Origin of the sequence: Limoniibacter endophyticus (genome assembly GCF_014652835.1) — a bacterium.
GTDB lineage: Bacteria > Pseudomonadota > Alphaproteobacteria > Rhizobiales > Rhizobiaceae > Limoniibacter > Limoniibacter endophyticus.
In genome coordinates this window covers 196,403-219,033 of sequence record NZ_BMZO01000006.1, presented here as the reverse complement: position 1 = coordinate 219,033, position 22,631 = coordinate 196,403, and the positions used below count along the sequence as shown (strand labels likewise).

Below are 22,631 nucleotides of genomic sequence, written 5' to 3'. Positions count from 1 at the left end.
GCGTGTTGAGGAGCGCGCCTGACGGAAATGCCAGTCTGAAATCTGAACATTTGTCTGCAATGCGGAGGACATTCGAATGACAATGACCATTAATCGTCGCACCATGCTGATCGGAACCGGCGCGATTGCGCTTGGTGCCGCCTTCCACACGAAGGCACGCGCAGCCGAGTACACCTATAAGTTCGCCAACAATCTTCAGGCCTCGCACCCGCTCAACATCCGTCTCAATGAAGCGACGGCGAAAATTCTCGAAGAGACCAGCGGTCGCCTGCAGATCAACGTCTTTCCATCGAGCCAGCTCGGCAATGACACCGAAACCCTGTCGCAGCTGCGTAGCGGCGCTGTCGAGTTCTTCTCGCTGTCGCCCCTGATCCTTTCAACGCTCGTTCCGAATGCGGCAATCAGCGGCGTTGGCTTCGCCTTTCCCGATTACAAGAGCGTCTGGGCGGCGATGGACGGCGAACTTGGAGCATATGCACGCAAGCAGATCGAAGATAAGGGTCTCGTGCCCATGGACAAGATCTGGGACAATGGCTTCCGCCAGATCACCAGCGGCAGCAAGCCGATCAATACGCCCGATGATCTGAAGGGGTTCAAGATCCGAACCCCTCCCGGCCAGCTCTGGACCACCATGTTCCAGACACTCGGTTCGGCGCCAGCCACCATCAACTTTGCCGAAGTCTACACCGCCCTTTCAACCGGTCAGGTCGATGGCCAGGAAAATCCGCTCGCCATCGCTTCAACCGCCAAGCTCTACGAAGTGCAGAAGCATTGCGCGATCACCAACCATATGTGGGACGGCTTCTGGTTCCTGGCGAATAAGCGCGCCTGGGAAAATCTGCCTGAAGATATTCGCGAAGTGGTAGCGAAGAATCTCAATGCGTATGCCGATCTGCAGCGTGCCGATACGGAAGAACTCAACAAGACGGTCCGTACCGAGCTGGAAGGTCTTGGCATGACCTTCACCGATCCGGACCCGCAAGCATTCCGCCAGGTTCTGATCGACGGCGGCTTCTATGCGCAGTGGAAGGAAAAGTTCGGCGAAGAAGCCTGGACAGCGCTGGAAAAGGCAGCAAACGCCGATCTCGGCTGATTCCCGGCGTCGTCTGAAATAGGGGGCTGCGCTGGAAGCGGCGCGGCCTCGATTTCCCAATGCTTCGAGGCCAGTGTGAACAAACGTCTAGAGAATAAGTGCGCTATCGTGTTCGGTGCAGGATCATCCGGTCCGGGCTGGGGCAATGGCAAGGCCGCGGCAGTGCTTTATGCACGCGAAGGGGCAAAGGTTGCCTGCATTGATCTGTCGTTCGAGGCGGCGCAGGAAACCGCCGAAATCATAGCAGAAGAAGGCAATGAAGCCATTGCCATCGCCGCCGACGTCACCTCGCTTTCTTCGACCCGCGAGGCGGTCAATGCCGCCCACAAGGCCTTTGGAAAGCTCGACGTGCTGCACAACAATGTCGGCATCACCCACATGAACGGGCCGGTCGAGCTTTCGGAAGCGGACTTCGAAGCCTCGATGAAAATCAATCTGGGTTCGGTTTATCACACGACAAAGTGCGTCATCCCGCACATGATCGAGGCCGGCGGCGGAGCCATCGTCAACATCTCCTCGCTCGCCGCGATACGTTGGACCGGCTATCCCTATTTCGCCTACTACGCCAGCAAGGCAGCCGTGAACCAGGCAACCGTGGCGTTGGCCGTGCAGTATGCGAAACAGAAGATCCGTGCCAATTGCATCATGCCGGGCTTGATGGACACGCCGCTGATCTACAAGCAGATTTCCACCCAATATGCGACAGCCGAAGCGATGGTAGCCGGGCGCGGTGCTGCGGTCCCCGGTGGCAAGATGGGCGATGCGTGGGATGTGGCCTACGCCGCTCTCTTCCTCGCCTCCGATGAGGCAAAGTTCATCACCGGCGTCTGCCTCCCTGTCGATGGCGGCCAGAGCTGTACCGTTCCGGAGCCACGTTGATGGTAAGTTCTCGCGCAGAGAAGGACCTGACCGGTGCACAAAGCGTGGACCGGGCACTGCGGCTTCTGGCGCTCGTCAGCCGGCAGGCCGAGCGCGGCATGCCGCTCTCCACCATCGTCGACCGGAGCGGCCTCAACAAGCCGACCGTGCGTCGCCTTCTCCTGGCCCTGATCCGCGCGGGACTGATAGAGCAGAACATCGTCAATCGCCGCTACTATATCGGCGAGGAAGCCTATGTGCTCGGCTCGCTTGCTTCGCGTCGTTACGGGCTTTTGCAGATGTCGATGTCGAGCCTCATCCGCCTGTCCCGCAAGACCGAGGACTCGAGCTTCGTTTCCGTTCGGCGCGATACTTATTCCGTCTGCCTGCACCGCGAGGAAGGTACCTTCCCCATCCGCACACATGCGCTGCAAGCCGGGTTCGAGCATCCCTTGGGCGTGGGTGCCGGGTCGCTTGCAATGTTGGCTTCTCTTCCCGACGACGAGATAGCCTTCATCCTCGATATAAACCGTCCGCTGTTGATGGAGCGCTTCCCGAAGCTGCATCCCGACCGGATATGGGCTGACGTGCATGCTACGCGCGAAACCGGCGTCGCATTCAATCCGGGCCTCGTCTACGCCAATTCCTGGGGCATGGGCATGGCAGTTCTGTTTCCGGACGGAAAACTGGCCGGCGCGCTCAGCATCGCCGCCATCGACAGCCGCATGCAGGCAGAACGCCAGGGTGAGCTGACAGAACTCCTCAGGGCCGAGGCCCGCACGGTGGAGGCCGAACTCGCCCGCACCTTCAAACTGAAACAGGAAGCCGAGCGTCCCTCGCTGCGCAGCGCGCTGGAGAGGGCCTTGCACTAATGAATAGCATCGTAGACATGGAGCATACGAATATGACCGTGAGCGACCCCAAAGGCGGCCTGCGCCCCTGTTCCACCCGCGTCATGAACCTGTCGAACTTTCTCACGCAGGCTGCGCGACGCCATCCTGAGAAGGTCGCGCTGGTCTGGGGCGGCCAGCAGTGGCGCTGGGAAGAGATGGAAGCACGCGTCAACGCGATGGCGCATGCTCTGATGACGGAATTCGGCGTTACAAAAGGCGATCGTATCCTCATCCAGTCCTCAAACTGCAATCAAATGTTTGAATCCATGTTCGCCTGTTTCCGGACCGGCGCGGTCTGGGTGCCGGCAAACTTTCGTCAGACACCTGACGAAGTGGCGTATCTGGCGCAGGCGAGCGGTGCGACTGGCGTTATTTGCAATGCCGCCTTTCCAGATCACGCGAAAGCCCTGAGCGAGCAGGCTCCGGATATTCGTTTCACCATTGCCATTGGAGATACTGCATTCGGCGAAAATTACGATGCTATCGTCGCGCGCAACCTTGGCCAGATAGTCTATCCTGTCGCTGTCGATCGTGACGATCCATGCTGGTTCTTCTTCACCTCCGGCACGACTGGCCGCCCCAAAGCGGCCGTGTTGACGCATGGTCAAATGGCGTTCGTCGTCACCAACCACCTCTGTGACCTGATGCCAGGCACGAATTTCGACGACGCCTCGATTGTCGTCGCTCCCCTGTCGCATGGCGCAGGCGTTCATCAGCTTTGTCAGGTGGCGCATGGAGTGACGACCATTCTGCTTCCTTCCGATCGCTTTGACGTGGATACGGTTTGGTCCCTGGTGGAAAAATGGAAAGTCACGAATCTCTTCACCGTGCCCACCATCGTCAAGATGCTGGTCGAGCACCCTTCGGTGAATGCGTATGACCGCTCGTCCTTGCGCTACATGATCTATGCAGGCGCGCCGATGTACCGCGCCGATCAGCAGAAGGCGTTGCAGACGCTGGGATGTGTTCTGGTGCAGTATTTCGGCCTTGGTGAGGTTACCGGCGCCATCACGGTGCTACCTCCGGCATTCCATCATGCAGATGATGGTCCACATGCACGCATCGGCACCTGCGGCTTCGAGCGCACCGGCATGCAGGTGGAAATTCAGGACGACAATGGTAATCCGGTCAAGCTCGGGGAGAGTGGCGAGATTTGCGCCATCGGTCCAGCAGTGTTTGCCGGCTACTATCAAAATCCTGAGGCCAACGAAAAATCCTTCCGCAATGGTTGGTTCCGCACGGGCGATCTCGGCCACATGGATGAAAACGGCTTTGTCTATATTACGGGCCGGGCCTCGGACATGTACATTTCCGGCGGATCCAACGTCTATCCGCGCGAGATCGAAGAAAAGATCCTTCAACATCCGGATGTCTCGGAAGTGGCTATCGTGGGCGTCCCGGATCCTGTGTGGGGCGAAGTGGGTATTGCAGTGTGCGTTCTCGCTGATGGAGCCAAGGCTGACGCTGCCGGTCTCGCAGCCTGGCTCGATGGCAAGGTCTCTCGCTACAAGCTGCCCAAACGTTACCTGTTCTGGGATGCTTTGCCGAAATCTGCCTACGGCAAGATCACTAAAAAGATGATCCGCGAGGAGCTGACAGCGCGTGGCGAACTCGATGCGCCCGAAGCAAAGCTTTCGGCATAGGGGAAGCACATGACGCAGTACAAGCAAGCTGTCCTGGTTACCGGAGGCGCATCCGGCATCGGGTTCGAAACTGCCCGCCTGCTGATCGAAGAAGGCGCGCTGGTCCATCTCGTCGACCGGTCCCAGGAGGCACTCGACAAAGCCTGTGACGAACTCGCTATTTCGCGCAAGTTTGGTCACGCCATCGATATTACCGACGACAAGGGTATCGATGCGCTGTTCGATGCCATCTTTACCGATGGCGGCCTCACCGGCATCGTCAACTGCGCCGGTATCGGTCTCGACAAGCCTATGGTCGATACCGGCGTCGAGGAATTCCGCCGCATCCTCGACGTCAACGTGACAGGAAGTTTCATCGTGGCGCGTGCCGCAACCCGTCACTGGCTGAAAGACAAGCGAGCCGGAGCCATCGTCAACATTTCTTCTGTTTCCGGTTTGACCGGAAACAAGGGACGCAGCGCCTACGGTTCTTCGAAAGGCGCGATAAACACAATGACCTATATTCTCGCCACCGAGCTTGGCCGCAACAATATCCGCGTCAATGCCGTCGCCCCCGGCGCCGTTGATACTCCCCTCGCCCGTGCGGTTCACACCGAGGATGTGCGTCGCCAATGGCATGAACGCATTCCTCAGGGCCGATACGGCGATTCACGCGAAATCGCTCAAGCCGTGTCATTCCTGCTCTCGGACAAGGCTTCCTATGTGAATGGGCAGGTACTGGCAGTGGATGGCGGCTTCGTCAATGCCGGCCTCGCCCCGGAGTAAGCACATGCGACATATCCAGCACCCTGGCCAGGCAACTCCGGAACGTGCTTCCGCCCTTGCCTGCACGGTAACGCGTCATCGCATCACTATTGGCGCGCATAAACCAATCTGCGATGCGTTGACCGAGGCCCTGGACGAGAACGACATAGAAAGCGCATATGTCTATCTGAAAGGCGGCGCGTTCGATCCACTGGTCTATGTCTATCCCGCTCTTTCAAATGACGGGATCCATGCCGCTTGGTATAGCGAGGAGCGACGCTTCGATGCACCTTCGAAGCTGAATGAGGCTGCACTTTTCTTTGGACGCCGTGATGGCAAGCCATTTCTGCATTGCCACGGCCTCTGGGATCACCCAAACGGCGAAAAGTCGGGTGGGCACCTGATGCCGTTCGATGCGGAGCTTGCAGCTCCCATCGAGGTCGATGTTCTTGCCATTCATGGCGCGATCATGGATCAGCTTGAAGATGAGGAAACAAGGTTCAGGCTCTTCACACCGGTGAAGACGGAAGTCCCCTCCCCTGCCGGGGCAAAACGCGCTGTACTTTGCCGGATCAAGCCTAACGCCCCCATCGACGAAATCGTAGAAAAGATCACGACGCACAGTGGTTTCGTCAGCGCCAGGCTCCATGGCATCGGCAGTCTCGTTGGCTGCGACTTTGAAGACGGGCAGCATATGGCGTCCATTGCCTCGGAACTCTATATCCGCGACGGAACGGTTCAGCATGGGAAAGCAAGCCTCGACATTGCCGTCGTCGATACCGAGCCGAAAATTTTCACCGGCCGCATTGTCCGGGGTGCAAACACGGTCTGCGTTACCTTCGAGCTACTGATCGTCGAGGACTGACGCCCGTTGTCTTCTTCAGCGCCGGCGGTATGCGTGAGCGCTTGTTTTTCATCCGGCACGTCGGCCTGAAGGCGCCTCCGGATTTATATTCTAAACATGCTTAATGACATGGACGCCTCGGAACTCTTCACGATTTCCGGGGTTTACGCAATGAGTGCAAGAACTTGAACGGGAAATTACCGGTCGCAGAAGCGGAGGATCTTCCACTTCTCGGAACAAGTTTTGATTCCAATTGCAATAAATAGCGAATTATTTATTATGTTGGACAGCGTGCCGAGGTTTTTCATGAGCGTTTCCAGAGCAATCATTGTCAGCGATAGTTCTTTGCTGGGATCGAGCCTGGAAATGGCCTTGTCCAAGAATTTCGACCTCATCCTGAAATTGCCGGATCTTCGTCAGGTCAAGGTCGATTCAGCCTGGGCCGATACGGTTGTCCTCGTTGATGCTCCCTACCCCGACCACACGATCGGCCTCCTGAAAGAGATGATCGGGGAAGTAGATCTCAGTCGCACCATCGTTCTTCTGCGCGGCAGCCAGGCTGCGATCGATTTTCGCGACGTCGTGGGTTTCATCGGCGCGGTTCTACCCAATAATTCCACGGTCGAGGAAGTCGGGCTGGTGGCGCGCGTCGTTCGTCAGGGGCTTTTCCTTGCACCGACGGAAATGCTCTCGCTGAACGTGCTCGTCTCAGACGAGACGCCCGAGGACAATGCGCCAGCAGAGCTGACCGAGCGCGAGCAACATGTACTCGCCCTCATCTGCGAGGGCGCCGGCAATAAGGTTATAGCGCGCAAGCTTGATATCAGCGATTCCACCGTGCGGGTCCACGTACGCGCCATTCTTCGCAAGCTCGGTCTTCAGAACCGGACCCAGGCTGCGCTTTACGCCGTGGGACGTCTGCAAAAACCAATGCGTCCCGCCTCCTTCATGAATTAGGTCGGCACCAGCGCCCCCCCTGAGCGCTTGGGCAATGCTTGGCTTATAAAACTTCCATCAAAACACTCTTCAAGATCGGTCGCACCTCGCGCCTCCTTCCCGAAGCACGGTGTCTGCACATCTCGTCCTCCGACTGGGGGGAATGCCAGGCACTAGTCATATTCTACAGTGTTCAAGGGCTGCGGAGGCTGTCACTATCAGAAGCCAAATCTTAACGTTCTGTTTACTATTTTAATTGCCGCTACGCGTTTCGTTTACGTGTCGGCGAAACGACTAGTCGTTTTTCGTGCCCCGATAGCCGGAATGTTGCATTCCCGAGCCGGTGGCAGCGCGCGATACTTCTTCTGAAATTGCCATTTTGGGGCTCGGGCGGTGATCTTCGCCGCCTCTGGGGGACAAGCGTGATGACAAATGACGATGGCTTTGGCAGCCGCGAGAGCGGCCTGCATGGGATTTCTGACGCCTATAGTTCAGACCCTGTCACAAAATCTGACCAGACGACAGCGAGCTTCACGATCGAGGTGCGCGCGGAAGGCAACCATCCCCTGACGATCCGCTATGCGAATGGCTGGTCGGACGAGCGCACCGCTATTCTCATGCTCGACGGGGTTTCCGTACAGGCCCTCACCTTCCCGCCTACTGGTTCCTGGGCAACATCGGAAAACCTCGGCATCCGGTTGCAGCTGTCAACTGGATCGCATCTCCTTCAAATCGTCGCCACCAACGGTGCAGGTCCGGATGTCACGAATATTGCTCTCGGCGAGGAAGCGCCGGCAACGGGACTTCTGGCATTCGGTGCGAATGCCTTCGCCTCCCTCAATCTGGCGTCGATCGCCGCCCTTGCACTGACCAGCAAACTCGGCGAAGCGCAACCGCCGATAGAAGCCAACGCCGCGGCCCTGGATGAGCCGGACGCGGCGGCAGGGAATGCTGAAACCTCCACGCCAGACCAGAAGCAAGTAGCGGCGGCGCAGGACGGCGACGCTCCTGACCTCGACGCCCGTTCCACGGGCGCGCTGGAAGCACCAGCTGAGGGGCCAGCCCAACGAGCTGCCACGGATACGCCTCCCGCAAATAGCGATGGCGGGGCAGAAAACAGCGGAGCAGGTGCGGGAGCGGTCAGCGAAGGCGGGCCGCTCATTTCGTCTCTGGATATGGATTTCTCCCGGAACGGGAGCGCCACCGCCAGCAATGTCCAATCCGGCGCCGGCGCCGTCTCCCCGTCCCCACTGGAAAACGGCGGGAGCAGCGCCCTCTCCCCTGCCCCGTCCTTACCCGGCGGCTCGAACTCCGCCGCCACCCCGGACGGAACAGAGCTTCCGGCTCCAGGTGAGCCAACGAACCCGACAAACCCATCAGAACCCGCCGTTCAGCCTCCGGTCGATCAGGACGACACGGCAGCGAATGACGATGAAGACGACGACACCCCGTCCAATCCGACAAACCCAGAACCGCAGGAGCCTGCCGTGCCTACTCTCGCTGAATCCTCGCTTCGCATTCAGGCAGAAAATGCCGCTTTCGGATACACTTCCACCGGCAATCTGACGACCGATCCCACCGTAGTGTCCGTAACCACGGCTGGCGCAAGCGACATCCCCAACGCGGATGCCGCCGATGGCGATGCTTATGTCGACTTTGCCGGCTATAACGGCAACAACAACGCAGGTGCCGGGCAATATATTGAGTGGACATTCACGGTAGACGAGGCAGGCGTCTACGACATCGGCGTCGGCTACGCCTTTTTCTCGGCAGGTGTCAACAATCGCCCGATGCGTCTCGATGTGAACGGCCAGCTCTGGGATCGCGTTTTTGATTTCAAGACCACCGGGGCCAACACGACCTACTCCGAGGCCACGACTCGGGTCGCTCTGCAGGCCGGCGAAAACACGATCCGCCTGACCGCAAACGGCTTCAGCGGACCGAATATCGACTATCTCGAAATCCGCGAAGCGGACCCGAACATGATCGTCGTGCAGGCAGAGAGCCTGGCAACCCAAGTCGGCAGCAATACGAACGGTGCGATTAACCGACCGATCGATTCCACCAACACTCCGAGCAGCGAAATATTTCGTTTCGGTGCCGAAGGCGAATCCTATCTCGAGTGGGCACAGAATTCGGCCACGCAAGCGTCTATGACGATCGATGTTCCGGTATCCGGAACCTACACCTTTGCAGTTACCTACGCCAATGGCGGAACGACCGACCGCCCGTTACAACTCTATGGCGGCGCTGTCAGCGGCAACCCGCTGGCCACGCTCCAGTTTGCCAGCACACGTCCCAACGCCCTGACGGGACTCCCGAACGACCTTGCAGACCTGGGCGGGGTGCAGACCGCACCGGCTGGCGCCAACGGCGTCGGCCAGGGCTGGGAGGGATGGTCGGTCGAGACCATTACCGTTCACCTGGAAGCGGGGCAGAACACGCTTATACTCAGCGGCGCCGGGGTTACGACCGGACCAAATATCGACAAGTTCGTCATCAAGCTTCTTGAAGCCGATACAACGGAAAATACGCCACCGACGGCTCTCAGTCTCGACATTGACGGCGTCGAGGACACTCAGATCCAGGTCGATATTGCCGAACTGATCTCCGACGCTGAAGATGAAGCGCTGACCATTACAGCTTCCGTTTCCGCGGAGCAGGGCGCTGTAAGCGTCAGCGGCACGATCATCACCTTTACGCCTCCCGCAAATTTCAACGGTTCGGCGCAGATCAGCTATACGGTTACCGACTCGCAGGGTTTGTCGGATACCGCGACGGTCAATGTCGCGGTTGCAGCTGTCAACGATGCACCAACCCTCAGCGGCTCTCTTGCCGCGCAAAGCGTCGCGGCCGGTACGGAGCATATTATTGACCTGCCACTGACCGCCGCCGATGTGGATAGCCCAACGGTTTCGCTGTTCATTGCCAATGCCGATGCACTGCAGGGATTCTCCATCGTCGATGGCAAGCTCGTCATTGCGCCCAGCGTTATCGCAGGCACTTACGCCGTCTCGATAGCAGCAAGCGATGGAAGCCTGACATCGGAGCCGATCATCCTGAACCTAACGGTTACCCCTGGGCCGGTCGATCCAGAAAACAACGCCCCGCAGATCACTACCGAGCCCGGGTTTACCGTAAACGAGAACATGTTGAGCGTGGGGCAGGTTATTGCGACCGACCTTGACGGCGACAGCCTCACTTATACGCTTACCGGCACGGACGCCGCTAAATTTACCATTGACGCAAATGGAAATATATCACTGATCGCGGAGGCAGATTTCGAGCAACCCGACGATGCCGACGGGGATGGCATCTACTCGGCGACCGTAACTGTCAGTGACGGCGTTAGCACCTCTGCGCAAGACATTCAGATCGAAGTTGCAGATGTCAACGAGGCTCCGAACAGCATCAGTTTTACCGGAAATGACAGTTTCGTCGAGAATGTCACGCACAATACCGTGCTTGGCACCGTTGATGCAGCCGATCCCGACGGCGATCAGCTGACATTTTCCGTCAGCGATAGCCGTTTCTTCATCAATGAAGGCGGTCAACTGATCGTGGCAGAAGGCGCGACGTTCGATTTCGACGAGGAACAATCGCTCGAAATCGTCGTGACTGCGACCGACGGTGAATTCACGGCGACCCAAAGCTTCAATTTCGCCATTACCGAGGCGCCGGATGTCGGGCCGGAGGAACCGGTCGATCCGCATAATGTTGTGTTCGATCCGGCGGGCCTTACGCCATACAGCACCCAGGACAGTGGCCCAGGGGGTACGATTACAGACGATGGCAGCACGTTGAATCTCGACGGCAACTTCTGGAAACGTGCGGCCCTCGGAGAGAGCTACACAATCACCGAGAATACCAAACTTACCCTCACCGTCACCGTAGGCGGCATACTACCGGAAATCATCGCCGTCGGCTTCGATGACGATGAACTGCCATTCGAAATGAGCGACAAGTCGATTTATCAGATTGCTGGATCACAAGGCCAGTCTTCTTTTGTCGATCTTCGCAACGGAGCGGCGGGAAACCCAGGGGAGGTGATTACCCTCACCATCGATCTCTCTGCCCATGCTGGCAAGACGATCAATTCCCTTGTCTTCATTGCCGATGATGATCAGTCGAGCAATGGCGTCGGCTCCGTCAGCTTCTCCTCTGTACAGCTCGCGGAAGTAGCACCGGAGAATACCGCACCCAGCGTTGTTGGCGGCGGGTTCATCGACATGAGCGTCAACGAACGCGCCACGCTCGAAGTCGATCTGCCCTTTGTCGATGCAGATGGGGATGCGCTGAGCTACAGCCTTGCGGTCTCCGACGCACAAGGCGGCGCGGTTAGCGGCTTCGAAGACCTGACCTTCGAAAACGGGGTTCTATCAGGCCCGGTTACCGCACTGCCTGGCACCTACACGATCGTCGTCACGGCAAGCGACGGGCGGGGCGGCTCCGCCGTCAGCGACTTTGTATTGACCGTTGCAGATGTCAACGATGCCCCCATTGCCGATTCCGGCAATCTGTTCGAGCCGCTCGAGGCGGTCACTGGTCAGGAAGTATCCATCGACATCGCCATGTATGGTGACGCATTCTCCGACGCGGACGGTGATGAACTCACCTTCACGGTCGAAGGTCTACCCGACGGTCTGAGCCTCAATGAGGAGGGCGTCATCGTCGGTACGCCGACGCAGCCCGGAAGCGGCTTCTTCACCATTATCGCCACTGACCCGCTAGGGTTGAGTGCTTCGCTGGAAATCGCCTACAATGTCGAGGGCGAGCCGATTGGCAATACAAGCTTCACCGTCGAAGCCGAAGCCTTTACCGGCCTGTCGTCCGCAACCGGCTTCTACGCTTCCGCGGCTACGACCGCCTCCGGCGATCAACTCATCCGGACCAATGCCAATCAGGCCGGGAGCGTGGAGACCGTTCTGTCGCAAAACGGCCTGGCTTCAGGCTGGTACACCGTCACTATCACCGTCTTTGACGAAACCGACGGTAACGCTTCATTTACCTTAAAAATCGGTGACACGGTTCTCGCCGATAATCTCAGCTTCAACGACAACGGGACTTTCAACGACCCGTCTGCGATCCGGGGCAATGCCGCTCAGGCCGGAAACCTGAAAACCATCACCTTCACCACACCGGTATTCGTTGATGCCGCCACGATCGCTCAGATCACCGGCCAGGCCGATAATGGCGAGTATCTTCGCATCGACAAGTTGAGTTTCACGTCCACCGATGCGCCCCTTGAGCAGGCCCCGAGCGCCATTACCCTGACGGGTGACACGATTAGCGAGAACGCCGCCGCAGGCGTCATCGGAACATTGTCGGCAATCGATCCGGATGGCGACAGCAATGCAATCGTCTACTCGACGACGGATGAGCGCTTTGTCATCGAAGGCAACACGATCCGTCTCGCCGATGGCGTCAGCCTCGATCATGAGGAGGCAGAGACCGTGACGGTCTCCGTCGTCGCCACCGATACCCAAGGGCTTTCTACGACCACTGAACTCACAATCAATGTCGGCGACGTGAACGAGGCACCGGAACTGGCCGCCGGCGCCACTGTAGAGGACGTCGCGCTGGATGCGGGGGAGGGGACCACCATTGATCTCGCCAGTGCCCTTGGCGCGACAGACCCTGACGCAGGTGATAGCGTGAGCTATATTGCGACGCTCGCAAACGGCGCGCCCCTGCCGGCGGGTTTCAGCCTCGAGAACGGCACTTTGACTATCGCAAGTGACGTCGCGGCCGGTGTTTATGCGATCTCGGCTGCGGCAAGCGATGGCGAAATGTCATCGGAACCGGTCACCTTCACAGTGACCGTCGGAGAACCCGCTGCCTTCACACCGATAGTCGTGCAAGCCGAAGATGCACAGCTCACCGTTCTCGATAATGACGCTAATACGACAGACACGACAATACGCAATCTCGCCAATCCGGAAACAACAGCCGGTCTCGTCGATGGGTTGCGCCCGGATTATTCCGGTACTGGCTATCTTGATTTCGGCGATTTCCCAGGCGACAGCGTTACCTTCACGGTCACCGTGTCGGAAGCTGGCACCTACGACCTGAACGTGCGCTACGCCTCGGTCAATGAGCGTCCGCTCAGCCTCAGCGTCAACAATGGCACCGTTTCCACGATGCCCTTCCCGGACACGAGCGTGCCGGCGCAGAATGGTCAGCCGGCTATCGAGGGCTTCAACAACTGGGAATTTTCGACCGTCGGCGTACAGCTGGTTGCCGGGGTGAATACGATCACGCTCGCCATTCCCGCTGGTGCCAATACCGGTCCGAACATTGACCGTATCGAGCTTACCGAGGGCGGTAGCGGACCAATCCCCCAGGATACCTCTGCGGATGCGGACGAGATCCCGCTCTTTCTTAGCGGTCCACAGGAACCGTTGAGCGGTGCAGCAGCCGAATCGATCAATTTCAACCTTGCCGGTATAGATGCTGATATCGTCAAGGTTGAAATGAGCTTCGACGGCGGCACCACCCGCGTTACCGTGCTTCCGGACACTGACGGCGATTACGCAGTCGATGGCTCCGCTCTTGCCGCAGGCAGCTACACCGCGATCGCCTATGTGACGGATGCTGCCGGCAATCAGGCCCAGTCGCAGATGAACATCGTCATTGCGGGCCCGGTCGTCATTGCTCCCTTCACCATCCAGGCTGAAGACGAAACCAAGGTCATGGTGCAGGACAGCGGCACAGGTGACAGCGACGCAAGCCTGACGCGGGAAGTCAGCGCGAGCCGTCCCGATGCGACCGGTAATTACCGCACGGGTGCCGTGGATGGCGCCTATATCGACTTCGGCACGAATGCGGGCGATGGTATCACCTTCAATATAGACGCCCCAGCCGCCGGAACCTATCTCGTCACGTTCCGCTATGCCAATGGCGGCACCACGGACCGGCCTCTGGCTTTATCCGTCAACGGTAGCAGCGAGGGCCCTGTATCCTTCGTCCCGGGTCCGGTGGTAGGTACTGGCTCGGAGGCGACAGGCTGGAATTCCTGGGTCGAGAAAACCGTCGAGATTACTCTGGCCGAGGGTGCCAACACTGTCAGTCTCGAGATTCCGGCTGGTGCGACGGCTGGTCCCAATATCGATCAGGCAACTTTCGAATATGTCGACGAGGGCAATCCCTCCGAGCCATTCCTGGTGACGATCGAAGCGGAGACTTTCACCGTCTCCGATGTCGAAGCCACTGCCTCGACCCCGGCCGATACTGTTCCACGCACACCCGAAAACAAGGAACCGAATGCCAATACGGGCAATAGCGGCCCTGGCCAGATCTTCGATGCCGATGGCCTGCGCCCAGGCTACGAAGGTAGCGGCTATCTCGACATGGGTAATGACATCGGCGATCAGGCTGGCTTCAATATCACGGTCGAAGAAGCAGGCACCTATCAACTTACCGTCCGCTATGCCAATGGCGGCGACGCCAACCGCCCGATGACCCTGAGCATTAACGGTGTAACTCAGCTTGTAAATTTCAACTCGACCGTTCCCGCCGGTGGCACGGCCGACCAAGGGTGGTCAACCTGGGTAGACGTAACCATCGATGTCCAGTTGAACGCGGGCATCAATGCGATCTCCTTGGCTAATACGATCACCAACGGCCCCAACATCGACAATGTGACAATCAGCCGGGACGGCGATGACGGGCCGGGCGAAACCCGCGACCTGATCCGTTTCGAAGAGGTCGTCAAGATCAACTTCCAGCCAGCTTCCGGGCAGACCTCGAACGGGCTCCCTGCCGGATACCAGACGCCTCAGGGCTTCCTTGCGGATGTCGGCCTGGGGTTCGGAGATCGTGGCAACGGATTCTCCTATGGATGGGTAACGGAAGAAAGTGTAGCAGACGGCACGACCAATGGCACGATTGCCGCAAATCAGCCGACCAATGCGCACTGGTATAAGAACACGGTTTCCGAAGCCTCCGATCTGCAAAAAACCTACGCTCATTTCGAGATGCCGGGATCGGGTGTCTCAAGAGCATGGGAAATGGCATTGGCGAACGGCACCTATCAGGTGACCATGTCTATTGGCGACACTGCCGGTGCGCCGGATTCAACTTACGCGATCAATGTCGAAGGTCAGGACGTCATGCCTGACTGGGTACCCACTGCGCCCAACGGCAATAATAGCGGCGCGGGCTATCGCTCCACGCTCGTCACCACCATTGTGACGGTGACGGATGGACGTTTGACGATCGACTCGATCGGCGGCACGAACACGGAAATCCAGTATCTCGAGATCGACAGGGTTCCGGACCTGACACCTGACGATGGCGTTCCCGCAGATCAGGATTTTTCCTACTTCGTCGCCCCGGTTGCAGCCTCTCTCGAAGACGGGCAAGTGTCGATCGCCATCGGTCCTAACGGCGAGCTGCCCACCGGCATCGATCCAACCTCGACTTTCGTCGTCGGCATCAATCTGCAAGCCGATGGCAATCGTGGCCCCAACATCGCCTATACGGATAATATCAAGCTGGTCGAGACGCTGACGGGTATCGAAGTTCCTGTCTCCATCCAGATCAGCGGCGGTGCCGATACACTCAACATCCGTCCGCTTCAGGACCTGAAGGAGAATACGAGTTACACACTCAAGGTACAGGATGTCATGGATCTTGGTTCGATCACCGACCCGGACGGACCGCTCAAGCAGTTTCAGGACCTGACAACCACCTTCGTTACCGGCACGGCGCCAGTCGATGTACCGCGTGAAGTCGCTTTCACCACGGACGTTCTTCTCAATGGATTTGCCGACGGGGCAGGGGGCTTTACAACGGTCGAGTTCGGACCCGATGGCAAGCTCTATGTCGCCACGATCACCGGCGAAATCCATCGCTGGACCGTCAACGCTAACGGCACGATCGACAAGGCTTCGCAAGAAACATTGTCGCTCAGCTATCTCGATGCCGGTGGCGGCGAACGGCGCGGCATTGTCGGCTTTGTCTTCGATCCGAATGATCCCAACACGATCTGGATTACCGATAACGCACCCATTCCGCGTGAATCGAAAGCCTTTGACACCCCCGAATTCTCGGGACGCGTCAGCAAGATCACGCTCGCGGATAATTTCCAGAATTCTACGGCGGAAGCTTATATTACCGGACTGCCGCGTTCGGGCGGCGATCACCTGACGAACAGCCTCGAATTCCGTCAGAATCCGGACTATTCGCCAACCAATGGTGAACCTGAATATCTGCTCTATCTCAGCCAGGGGTCTAACTCGGCTGCGGGTGCGGCTGATGGTGCCTGGGGCAATCGTCCTGAGCGCCTGCTGAATGCGGCGATTCTGGAGATCGACCCGACGCGGACGCCCCCGAGCGGCGGCTTCAGCGTTCAGACCGAACCGAGCCAGGCGGGCAATCCGAGCTACCAGTCCCCGGCTGCAAATTTCAATATTGATGGCACCTATCCGGGCTTCTACAATCCTTATGCGTCGGATGCGGTTCTTTCGATCTATGCCACCGGCGTGCGCAATGCCTATGATCTTGTCTGGCATTCCAACGGCAAGCTCTATGTGCCAACCAACGGAACGGCTTCGGGCGGCAAAACGCCGACAGACCCGACACAGCCTGGCCTCGATACGACCATCTCCAATTCGCCGAAACAGTACGACTACTTCTTCACAATCGACGAAGGTAAATATTACGGCCACCCGAACGTTCTGCGCGACGAATATATTCTCAATGGTGGCAACCCGACTGGAGGTTCGGATCCGAACGAGGTTGTCGGCGGCAATGACGGCAATTCCAACACAGACGGTTATCAGTCCGGCGTGCAACCGGATGCGGATTACGACCTCGATGGCGTCTACAATCTGGGCTATAATCAGTCGCCCAATGGCGCGGTTGAATATACTGGCAATGCTTTCGGCTCGAACCTGAAGGGAGCCGTGCTCTTTGCCCAGTTCTCGACCGGCGATAATGTCCGCTATATCCAGGTGGATGCGGAAGGCAATATCATCGGCGACGACGTCCTGCGCCGGCCGGATGGCTCGGTAATCGATGATTATATCGATCCGCTCGATATCATCCAGAACCCGGTGACCGGCCAACTTTACCTGATGACGCTCAATCGCAGCACAGGGGCCAGCCAGCTCATCCTTCTGACTCCGGCCCCGGGTGGTGTCAGTCAGGATCTGACGGCAGATGAGGGCAATGATCTGACGCTGGTCGCTCTCGATGTCAGCGACCCGGCAGCGGCAATCTTCCGCATCGACGGTCTCGACAGCGACATCACCGCGATCCGCATATCGTTCAATAATGGGCCTAAACAAACCATCACGATTGATGCACAAAAGCAGTTCACCATTGATCTGGGCGCACTCACCGGTCCGGTCACCGCAACAATCGAGGTCACCGACGACGCGTTGAACACCGCAACCGCTTCGTCGGTCTTCGTACCGGGCGAGGAACCCTCCGGCGAAGACTTCGTGTCGCTCGTCACGATACAGGCCGAAGACAAGACCCCTGCTGACGGCACCTCCGTCACGGTCGCGACCGGCACTGGAGCTCAAATCCAGATCCGTGACGCGTCCAATCCAGAGGCTGCCGGCACGGCCGGAACGGTCAATGGTCTGCGCCCGGGTGCTTATGGCACGGACGGAAACACGAACGGCGATGACGGGGTACCCGGCGGCTATGCCGATTTCGGCTCCACAAATGCCGATTTCCTCACTTTCAACTTCTCGGTGCCTGCCGATCAGGCCGGCAATGCGATCCTGCGCTTCCGCTATGCCAATGGCAGTACCGCTGACCGTCCATTGCAGCTTGAAATCAACGGCAATATCATCAAGGTCCAGTCTTTCCTGCCAACCACCGTCACCGATGGAAGCGACCCGTGGAACAACTGGCAGACCGTTGATATTCCAGTCGTTCTTACAGGCGGCGCCAACACCGTAACGGTGCGTTCCGTCAACAATACCGGTCCGAATATCGATCAGCTCGAGATTCTCGTGCCGGCCGACGGAAACTCCGTTCCGAACGACGGCGAAATGATCATTGATGGCATTACCTATGTGAAATACGAGGCCGAGAATGCCGATCTAGGCGGTGCGGCCATCGTGACTGAAGACAGGAACCAGTCAGGCGGTGCCTTCGTCGATTATGTCGGCACAGCAGATCAATCTGTCAGCTGGACGATCTCGACGTCGACGAGCGGCAGCTACAATCTCGACGTGCTCTATGCGCTCGCCTCGACCAAAACCGCGCGTCCGATGACGATCTCCGTCAACGGCGTGGTCGTCCAGACGTTGCCTTTCCTGCCTAACTCCAACGCAAGCGAAACGACATGGGGACCGCAATCCGTGACGCTCGATCTGGCCGCGGGCACGAATGTCATCACCCTGACCGCACCCGACGGCAACGGCCCCAACCTTGATTATATGCGTGTCACCAAGACGCCTATATCGGTCTTCGAACCGGATTATGCCGAGATCGATGGTTCGGGACGCATCGAACTCGAGGCAACCGATGGTTCGGCCAATACGGTAAATGGCAGCACGGTCGATTTCTATTTCACCGTGAACGCCGATGGCGTTTACAAGATCGACACGGCCGCCAACCTGAATGCCACGAATGGTCAGGGCCTCAGATGGTTCCTGAACGGTGTGGAGGTCGATACCAGCCCATTCCCCGGCGCAGGTACGGCAGGGGAGGAGTCCGTCTATCTTACCCTGCAGGCGGGCCAGAACTACCAGCTGCGCGTTATCTCCAATGCGCCGGGCGCAAATGGGCTCGACTATCTGGATATTCAGCCAGCGCCCGGTAACCCGAATGCGGAGGTGACAATCCACAGCCTTGATGCGGCTTACTTCGACGACCGCCTGCACTTTTCCTATCTGGAGAACCCCGATGCGGTCTCACCCGGCTCGCCGCGTGATTTCAAGGATGACGGTACGGTTCGTATCTCGAACACGGGTACCGAGCCGCTGACAGTCACCGATTACCAGCTGACCGGACCATTCGTCCTGCAAAATCCAAACGCGCTGAACGGCGTTACCATTGCACCAGGGGCTTTTCTCGATGTGACGGTCCTGTTCAACCGGGCCGCCTATACGCCCCCCACCAGCAATGTCGATGGCACGTCCACGATCTTTGAAGGGCAGCTCAAGATCGTGACCAACGATCAGGATAGCCCGGTTGCCACCGTCAAACTTGCCGGCTTCTGGCAGGCTCGAGATGAAGGCGGGCAAGAACCCAACGTCAATGAAATCTGGAAGATTTTCGGTTTCGGTAACGTCATCGAAGGCCTGAAACTCACCGGCGGCGGCGAAAATTCGGTACTTTCGACTAATGACGTGTTTGCAAAAACCGATGAAACGGAGGTGCTGTCGCCTTACTGGAAGATTGCCGATGGCTTCACGTCGGCCAAGATTACGCAGATAGCGGCGTTTCACGGCCCGGGCGGTGCCACGATAGGCATTCATAATCCTGGAACGAAGAACGGCACGATCAACTTCTGGGATCATCAGGGCAACGACAATCAGCGCCTGCTTCCAAATGCCGGCAACGACTCGACCTTTGCCACGAAAACCTTCACGCGCACCGATGTGCCGGACGGCTGGCAGGGGGCGGATATATTCGGCATTTCGGTGGCCGGACTGTCGTCCGATCCACGGCTCAATCCAACAGGCGGCGTCATCGTCCCCGGCGCACAGCAGGGCCACACCGTCAAGATCTTCCAGGCTCTCGATGGCAATGGCGACGTGATACCCAATGTTTATCTCGGCGTCATGGATTACACCGGCATCAACTACGACTACAATGACAACCTCTTCGTCATTGAAGGTGTCGAGCCGGTAGGCTTCGGTGCAGACATGGTCATAAGCGGACTGGACGATGCGGCAGCTGACGACCGTCTGGTCTTCACCAACATCGACCAGCCAGCCAATGCTCAGCAGACCTTCCGCAACGAAGCAACGCTGACTCTGACGAATGACGGCTTTACCGCACTGTCCCTGTCGAGCCTGGTTCTTTCCGATAGTTCGGCATTCGAATTCGTCGGGCCGGTACCGACCAGTATCGCAGCAGGCGCGTCGGCTCAGATCACCATCCGCTTCAAGGGAACACATGCCGGCACCGCTTCCGGCGCCGACCTTTACAACGCAACCCTAACCATCAACTCCAACGACTACGAAGGAGCCAAGGTCATCCAGCTTGCCGGTCTGGCGCAGGAGTTTTCGGAAAACAATTCCGAGCCGACCGTCGCACAGATCGTTGAAGCCTTCGGTTACACGACCGATGTCGCGCAAGGCGAACTGGCTAATGGCGGTCAGGTCGAAACCGTCGGCGACGAAGTTCTGATGCCTTATCTGGAGAAACTCGATCCGACCAAGAATGTCGAGATCATTCAGATGGCGGCTTTCCTGCAGCAGGGCAACGTCGCGCGCCTGGGTTACCATCAGGTCAATTCGAGCGCCGTCACCAACCTGTTTGCCAATGACGATCAACAGGGCCAGACGGTTCTTCCCGATCAGTTGGTGGCAGGTAGCGGGGCAGGGGCGAGCGTGGCTCGCGGCACCATTTCCCAGAACACGCCGTTCGGCCTGTTCATCTCGGTTGATGGGCGGCCAACCTACTCGTCATGGACCGACCCGGAAGCCAACAAGATAGATCCGAATTTCGGCCAGCTCGTCGGAGAAGATCAGGGCCACCTGATCCGCTTCTTTGAGGCACTGGACGCCGATGGCAACGTGATCCCCGGCACATACATCGCCATCCAGGATTACCCCGGTGCAGGTAATTACGACTATAACGACCACATGTTCGTCATCAAAAACGTCAAGCCGCATACGCTGACTAGCGCCAACGATGCCAACGGCGATGGCATCAACGATGCGCTCCAACTTGACGCCGATAATGACGGGACAGCCAACTTCTTCGACAATACCGGCACGCCCCCGACCGGGCCACAAACGCCTTATCCCGGCCCTGCGCCGACTTTCACCAACGGCGTCCTCACCGTCGATGCGACCAACTTCGACAATGGCGGACAGGGCATCTCCTGGAATGACAATGCAGGGCTCGACAATCCCACCGGTAATCCAAGCTTCCGCCCTGGGCGCGATGTGGAACTGGTCGGGGCAGGTCTCGATATAGGTCACGTCAAGCCGGGTGAATGGGTGGAATACACGATCGACGTGCCCACCGCCGGCACCTACAGCTTCTCGGCCAATGCCAAGACACCGGTATCGGGTGCCACGATCAGCGTTTCGCTCAACGGCCAGACGCAACTCGGTACCGTCACGCTGGCTGACGGACATGCAGGCGGCTCGAATTTCAGCAATGCTGCCTTTGCGGACAGCGCTCCCATCTCACTCAACCTCGCAGCCGGTATCCAGACGCTGCGCCTGACCTTCAATGGGCCGCTCGCATCGAACGGCTATGTGCTCGACCTTGCCTCCTTCAAGCTGACGGCCCCGGTCAACCCCCAGACACCTTATCCGGGCGCCGCTCCGACCTTTACCAACGGCACGCTGACCGTCGATGCGACCAACTTCGACAATGGCGGGCAGGGGATCTCCTGGAACGACAATGCAGGACTTGACAATCCGACCAGTAATCCGAGTTTCCGCTCTGGACGCGACGTGGAACTGGTCGGGGCAGGTCTCGATATAGGTCACGTAAAACCGGGAGAATGGGTGGAATATACGATTAATGTTCCGACTGCTGGTACCTATACATTCTCGGCCAACGCCAAGACACCAGTAGCTGGCGCCACGATCGGCATTTCCTTGAATGGCCAGACGCAACTCGGCACGGTCAGCCTCGCCGATGGTCATGCAGGCGGATCGGACTTCGGAAGTGCTGCCTTTGCCCAAAGTGCACCGATCTCCTTTGCACTTGATGCAGGCATTCAGACGCTGCGCCTGACCTTCAACGGGCCGCTCGCATCAAACGGTTATGTGCTTGATCTTGCTTCCTTCACGCTGACGGCTCCAAGCGGCCAGACGCCATTCGGAGGCGTGGCACCTGTCCTGTCGGATGCTGGCCTCGTCATCGACGCGGTTGACTATGATGAAGGCGGGCAAGGCGTTGCCTATAATGACGCCGCCGGCCTTCAAGGCGGCACCAATGGCGGACGTGGCGGATCTTCGGTGGAAGTTACGTCCAGCGGCGATGTCGGCTGGATCGCCAATGGCGAGTGGATGGAATACACGATTACGGTGGAGGAGGCCGGCACCTACGCCTTCAATGCCAATCTCGCACTGGGTGAAGCGGGGGGACCAAACCGCACGGTCACCGCATCCTTCACCAATGGAAGCGCGGTGGACACGGTAACGGTCAACACGCCGCGCACCGGTACATGGTCGAATTTCCAGGATAGTAATACAGTGAATGTCGATCTCGACGCAGGCACGACCGTCATCCGCCTCACCTTCAACGGCGGCGCACAGGACATTTCGTCCTTCAGCCTCGAACCGGTGGCTTCGCCGATGCAGGTGGCGGCCAAGATGGTAACAATCGACGCCTTTGGAGACGCGACCTCTGCTCAGCTCCTGCATGACGACGCCATGCCGGAACCGGCCGATACCGACGTGATGGATCACGACGGCTACAATCCGGACCTCGGACCGGTATTTGGTTACGATCTTCTGACCTGA

General features: G+C 58.4%; 8 protein-coding genes. All 8 read left to right on the top strand.

The genetic code is table 11. From position 1 onward, the window contains the following. Positions 1-82: 82 nt before the first annotated feature. The 8 genes from IE151_RS10445 to IE151_RS10410 all read left to right on the top strand — a co-directional run bounded on the left by IE151_RS10445 (position 83) and on the right by IE151_RS10410 (position 22,631). Entirely contained in the window at positions 83-1,093 is a 1,011-nt protein-coding gene (locus tag IE151_RS10445; RefSeq protein ID WP_189490023.1) for a TRAP transporter substrate-binding protein, read from the top strand. Positions 1,094-1,168: 75 nt separating this feature from the next. Continuing rightward, positions 1,169-1,972 carry an SDR family NAD(P)-dependent oxidoreductase gene (locus tag IE151_RS10440; protein ID WP_189489950.1) on the top strand — a complete coding sequence of 268 codons (804 nt, stop codon included), beginning with the start codon at positions 1,169-1,171 and terminating at the stop codon, positions 1,970-1,972. Further along, on the top strand, positions 1,972-2,823 hold the full coding sequence (locus tag IE151_RS10435) for an IclR family transcriptional regulator (RefSeq protein ID WP_189489949.1): 852 nt from the start codon (positions 1,972-1,974) through the stop codon (positions 2,821-2,823). Before IE151_RS10440 ends, IE151_RS10435 begins: the two co-directional genes overlap by 1 nt. A gap of 32 nt (positions 2,824-2,855) precedes the next feature. Continuing rightward, the gene (locus tag IE151_RS10430; RefSeq protein ID WP_189489948.1) at positions 2,856-4,487 is read left to right on the top strand and encodes an acyl-CoA synthetase; all 1,632 of its coding nucleotides are present in this window, start codon (positions 2,856-2,858) and stop codon (positions 4,485-4,487) included. Positions 4,488-4,496: 9 nt separating this feature from the next. Then, on the top strand, positions 4,497-5,252 hold the full coding sequence (locus IE151_RS10425) for an SDR family NAD(P)-dependent oxidoreductase (RefSeq protein WP_189489947.1): 756 nt from the start codon (positions 4,497-4,499) through the stop codon (positions 5,250-5,252). A 4-nt stretch (positions 5,253-5,256) separates the two neighbouring features. Further along, positions 5,257-6,096 carry a PPC domain-containing DNA-binding protein gene (locus IE151_RS10420; RefSeq protein WP_244636702.1) on the top strand — a complete coding sequence of 280 codons (840 nt, stop codon included), beginning with the start codon at positions 5,257-5,259 and terminating at the stop codon, positions 6,094-6,096. Positions 6,097-6,381: 285 nt separating this feature from the next. Beyond that, entirely contained in the window at positions 6,382-7,032 is a 651-nt protein-coding gene (locus IE151_RS10415) for a helix-turn-helix transcriptional regulator (protein ID WP_244636701.1), read from the top strand. A gap of 404 nt (positions 7,033-7,436) precedes the next feature. Further along, on the top strand, positions 7,437-22,631 hold the full coding sequence (locus IE151_RS10410; RefSeq protein ID WP_189489946.1) for a carbohydrate-binding protein: 15,195 nt from the start codon (positions 7,437-7,439) through the stop codon (positions 22,629-22,631).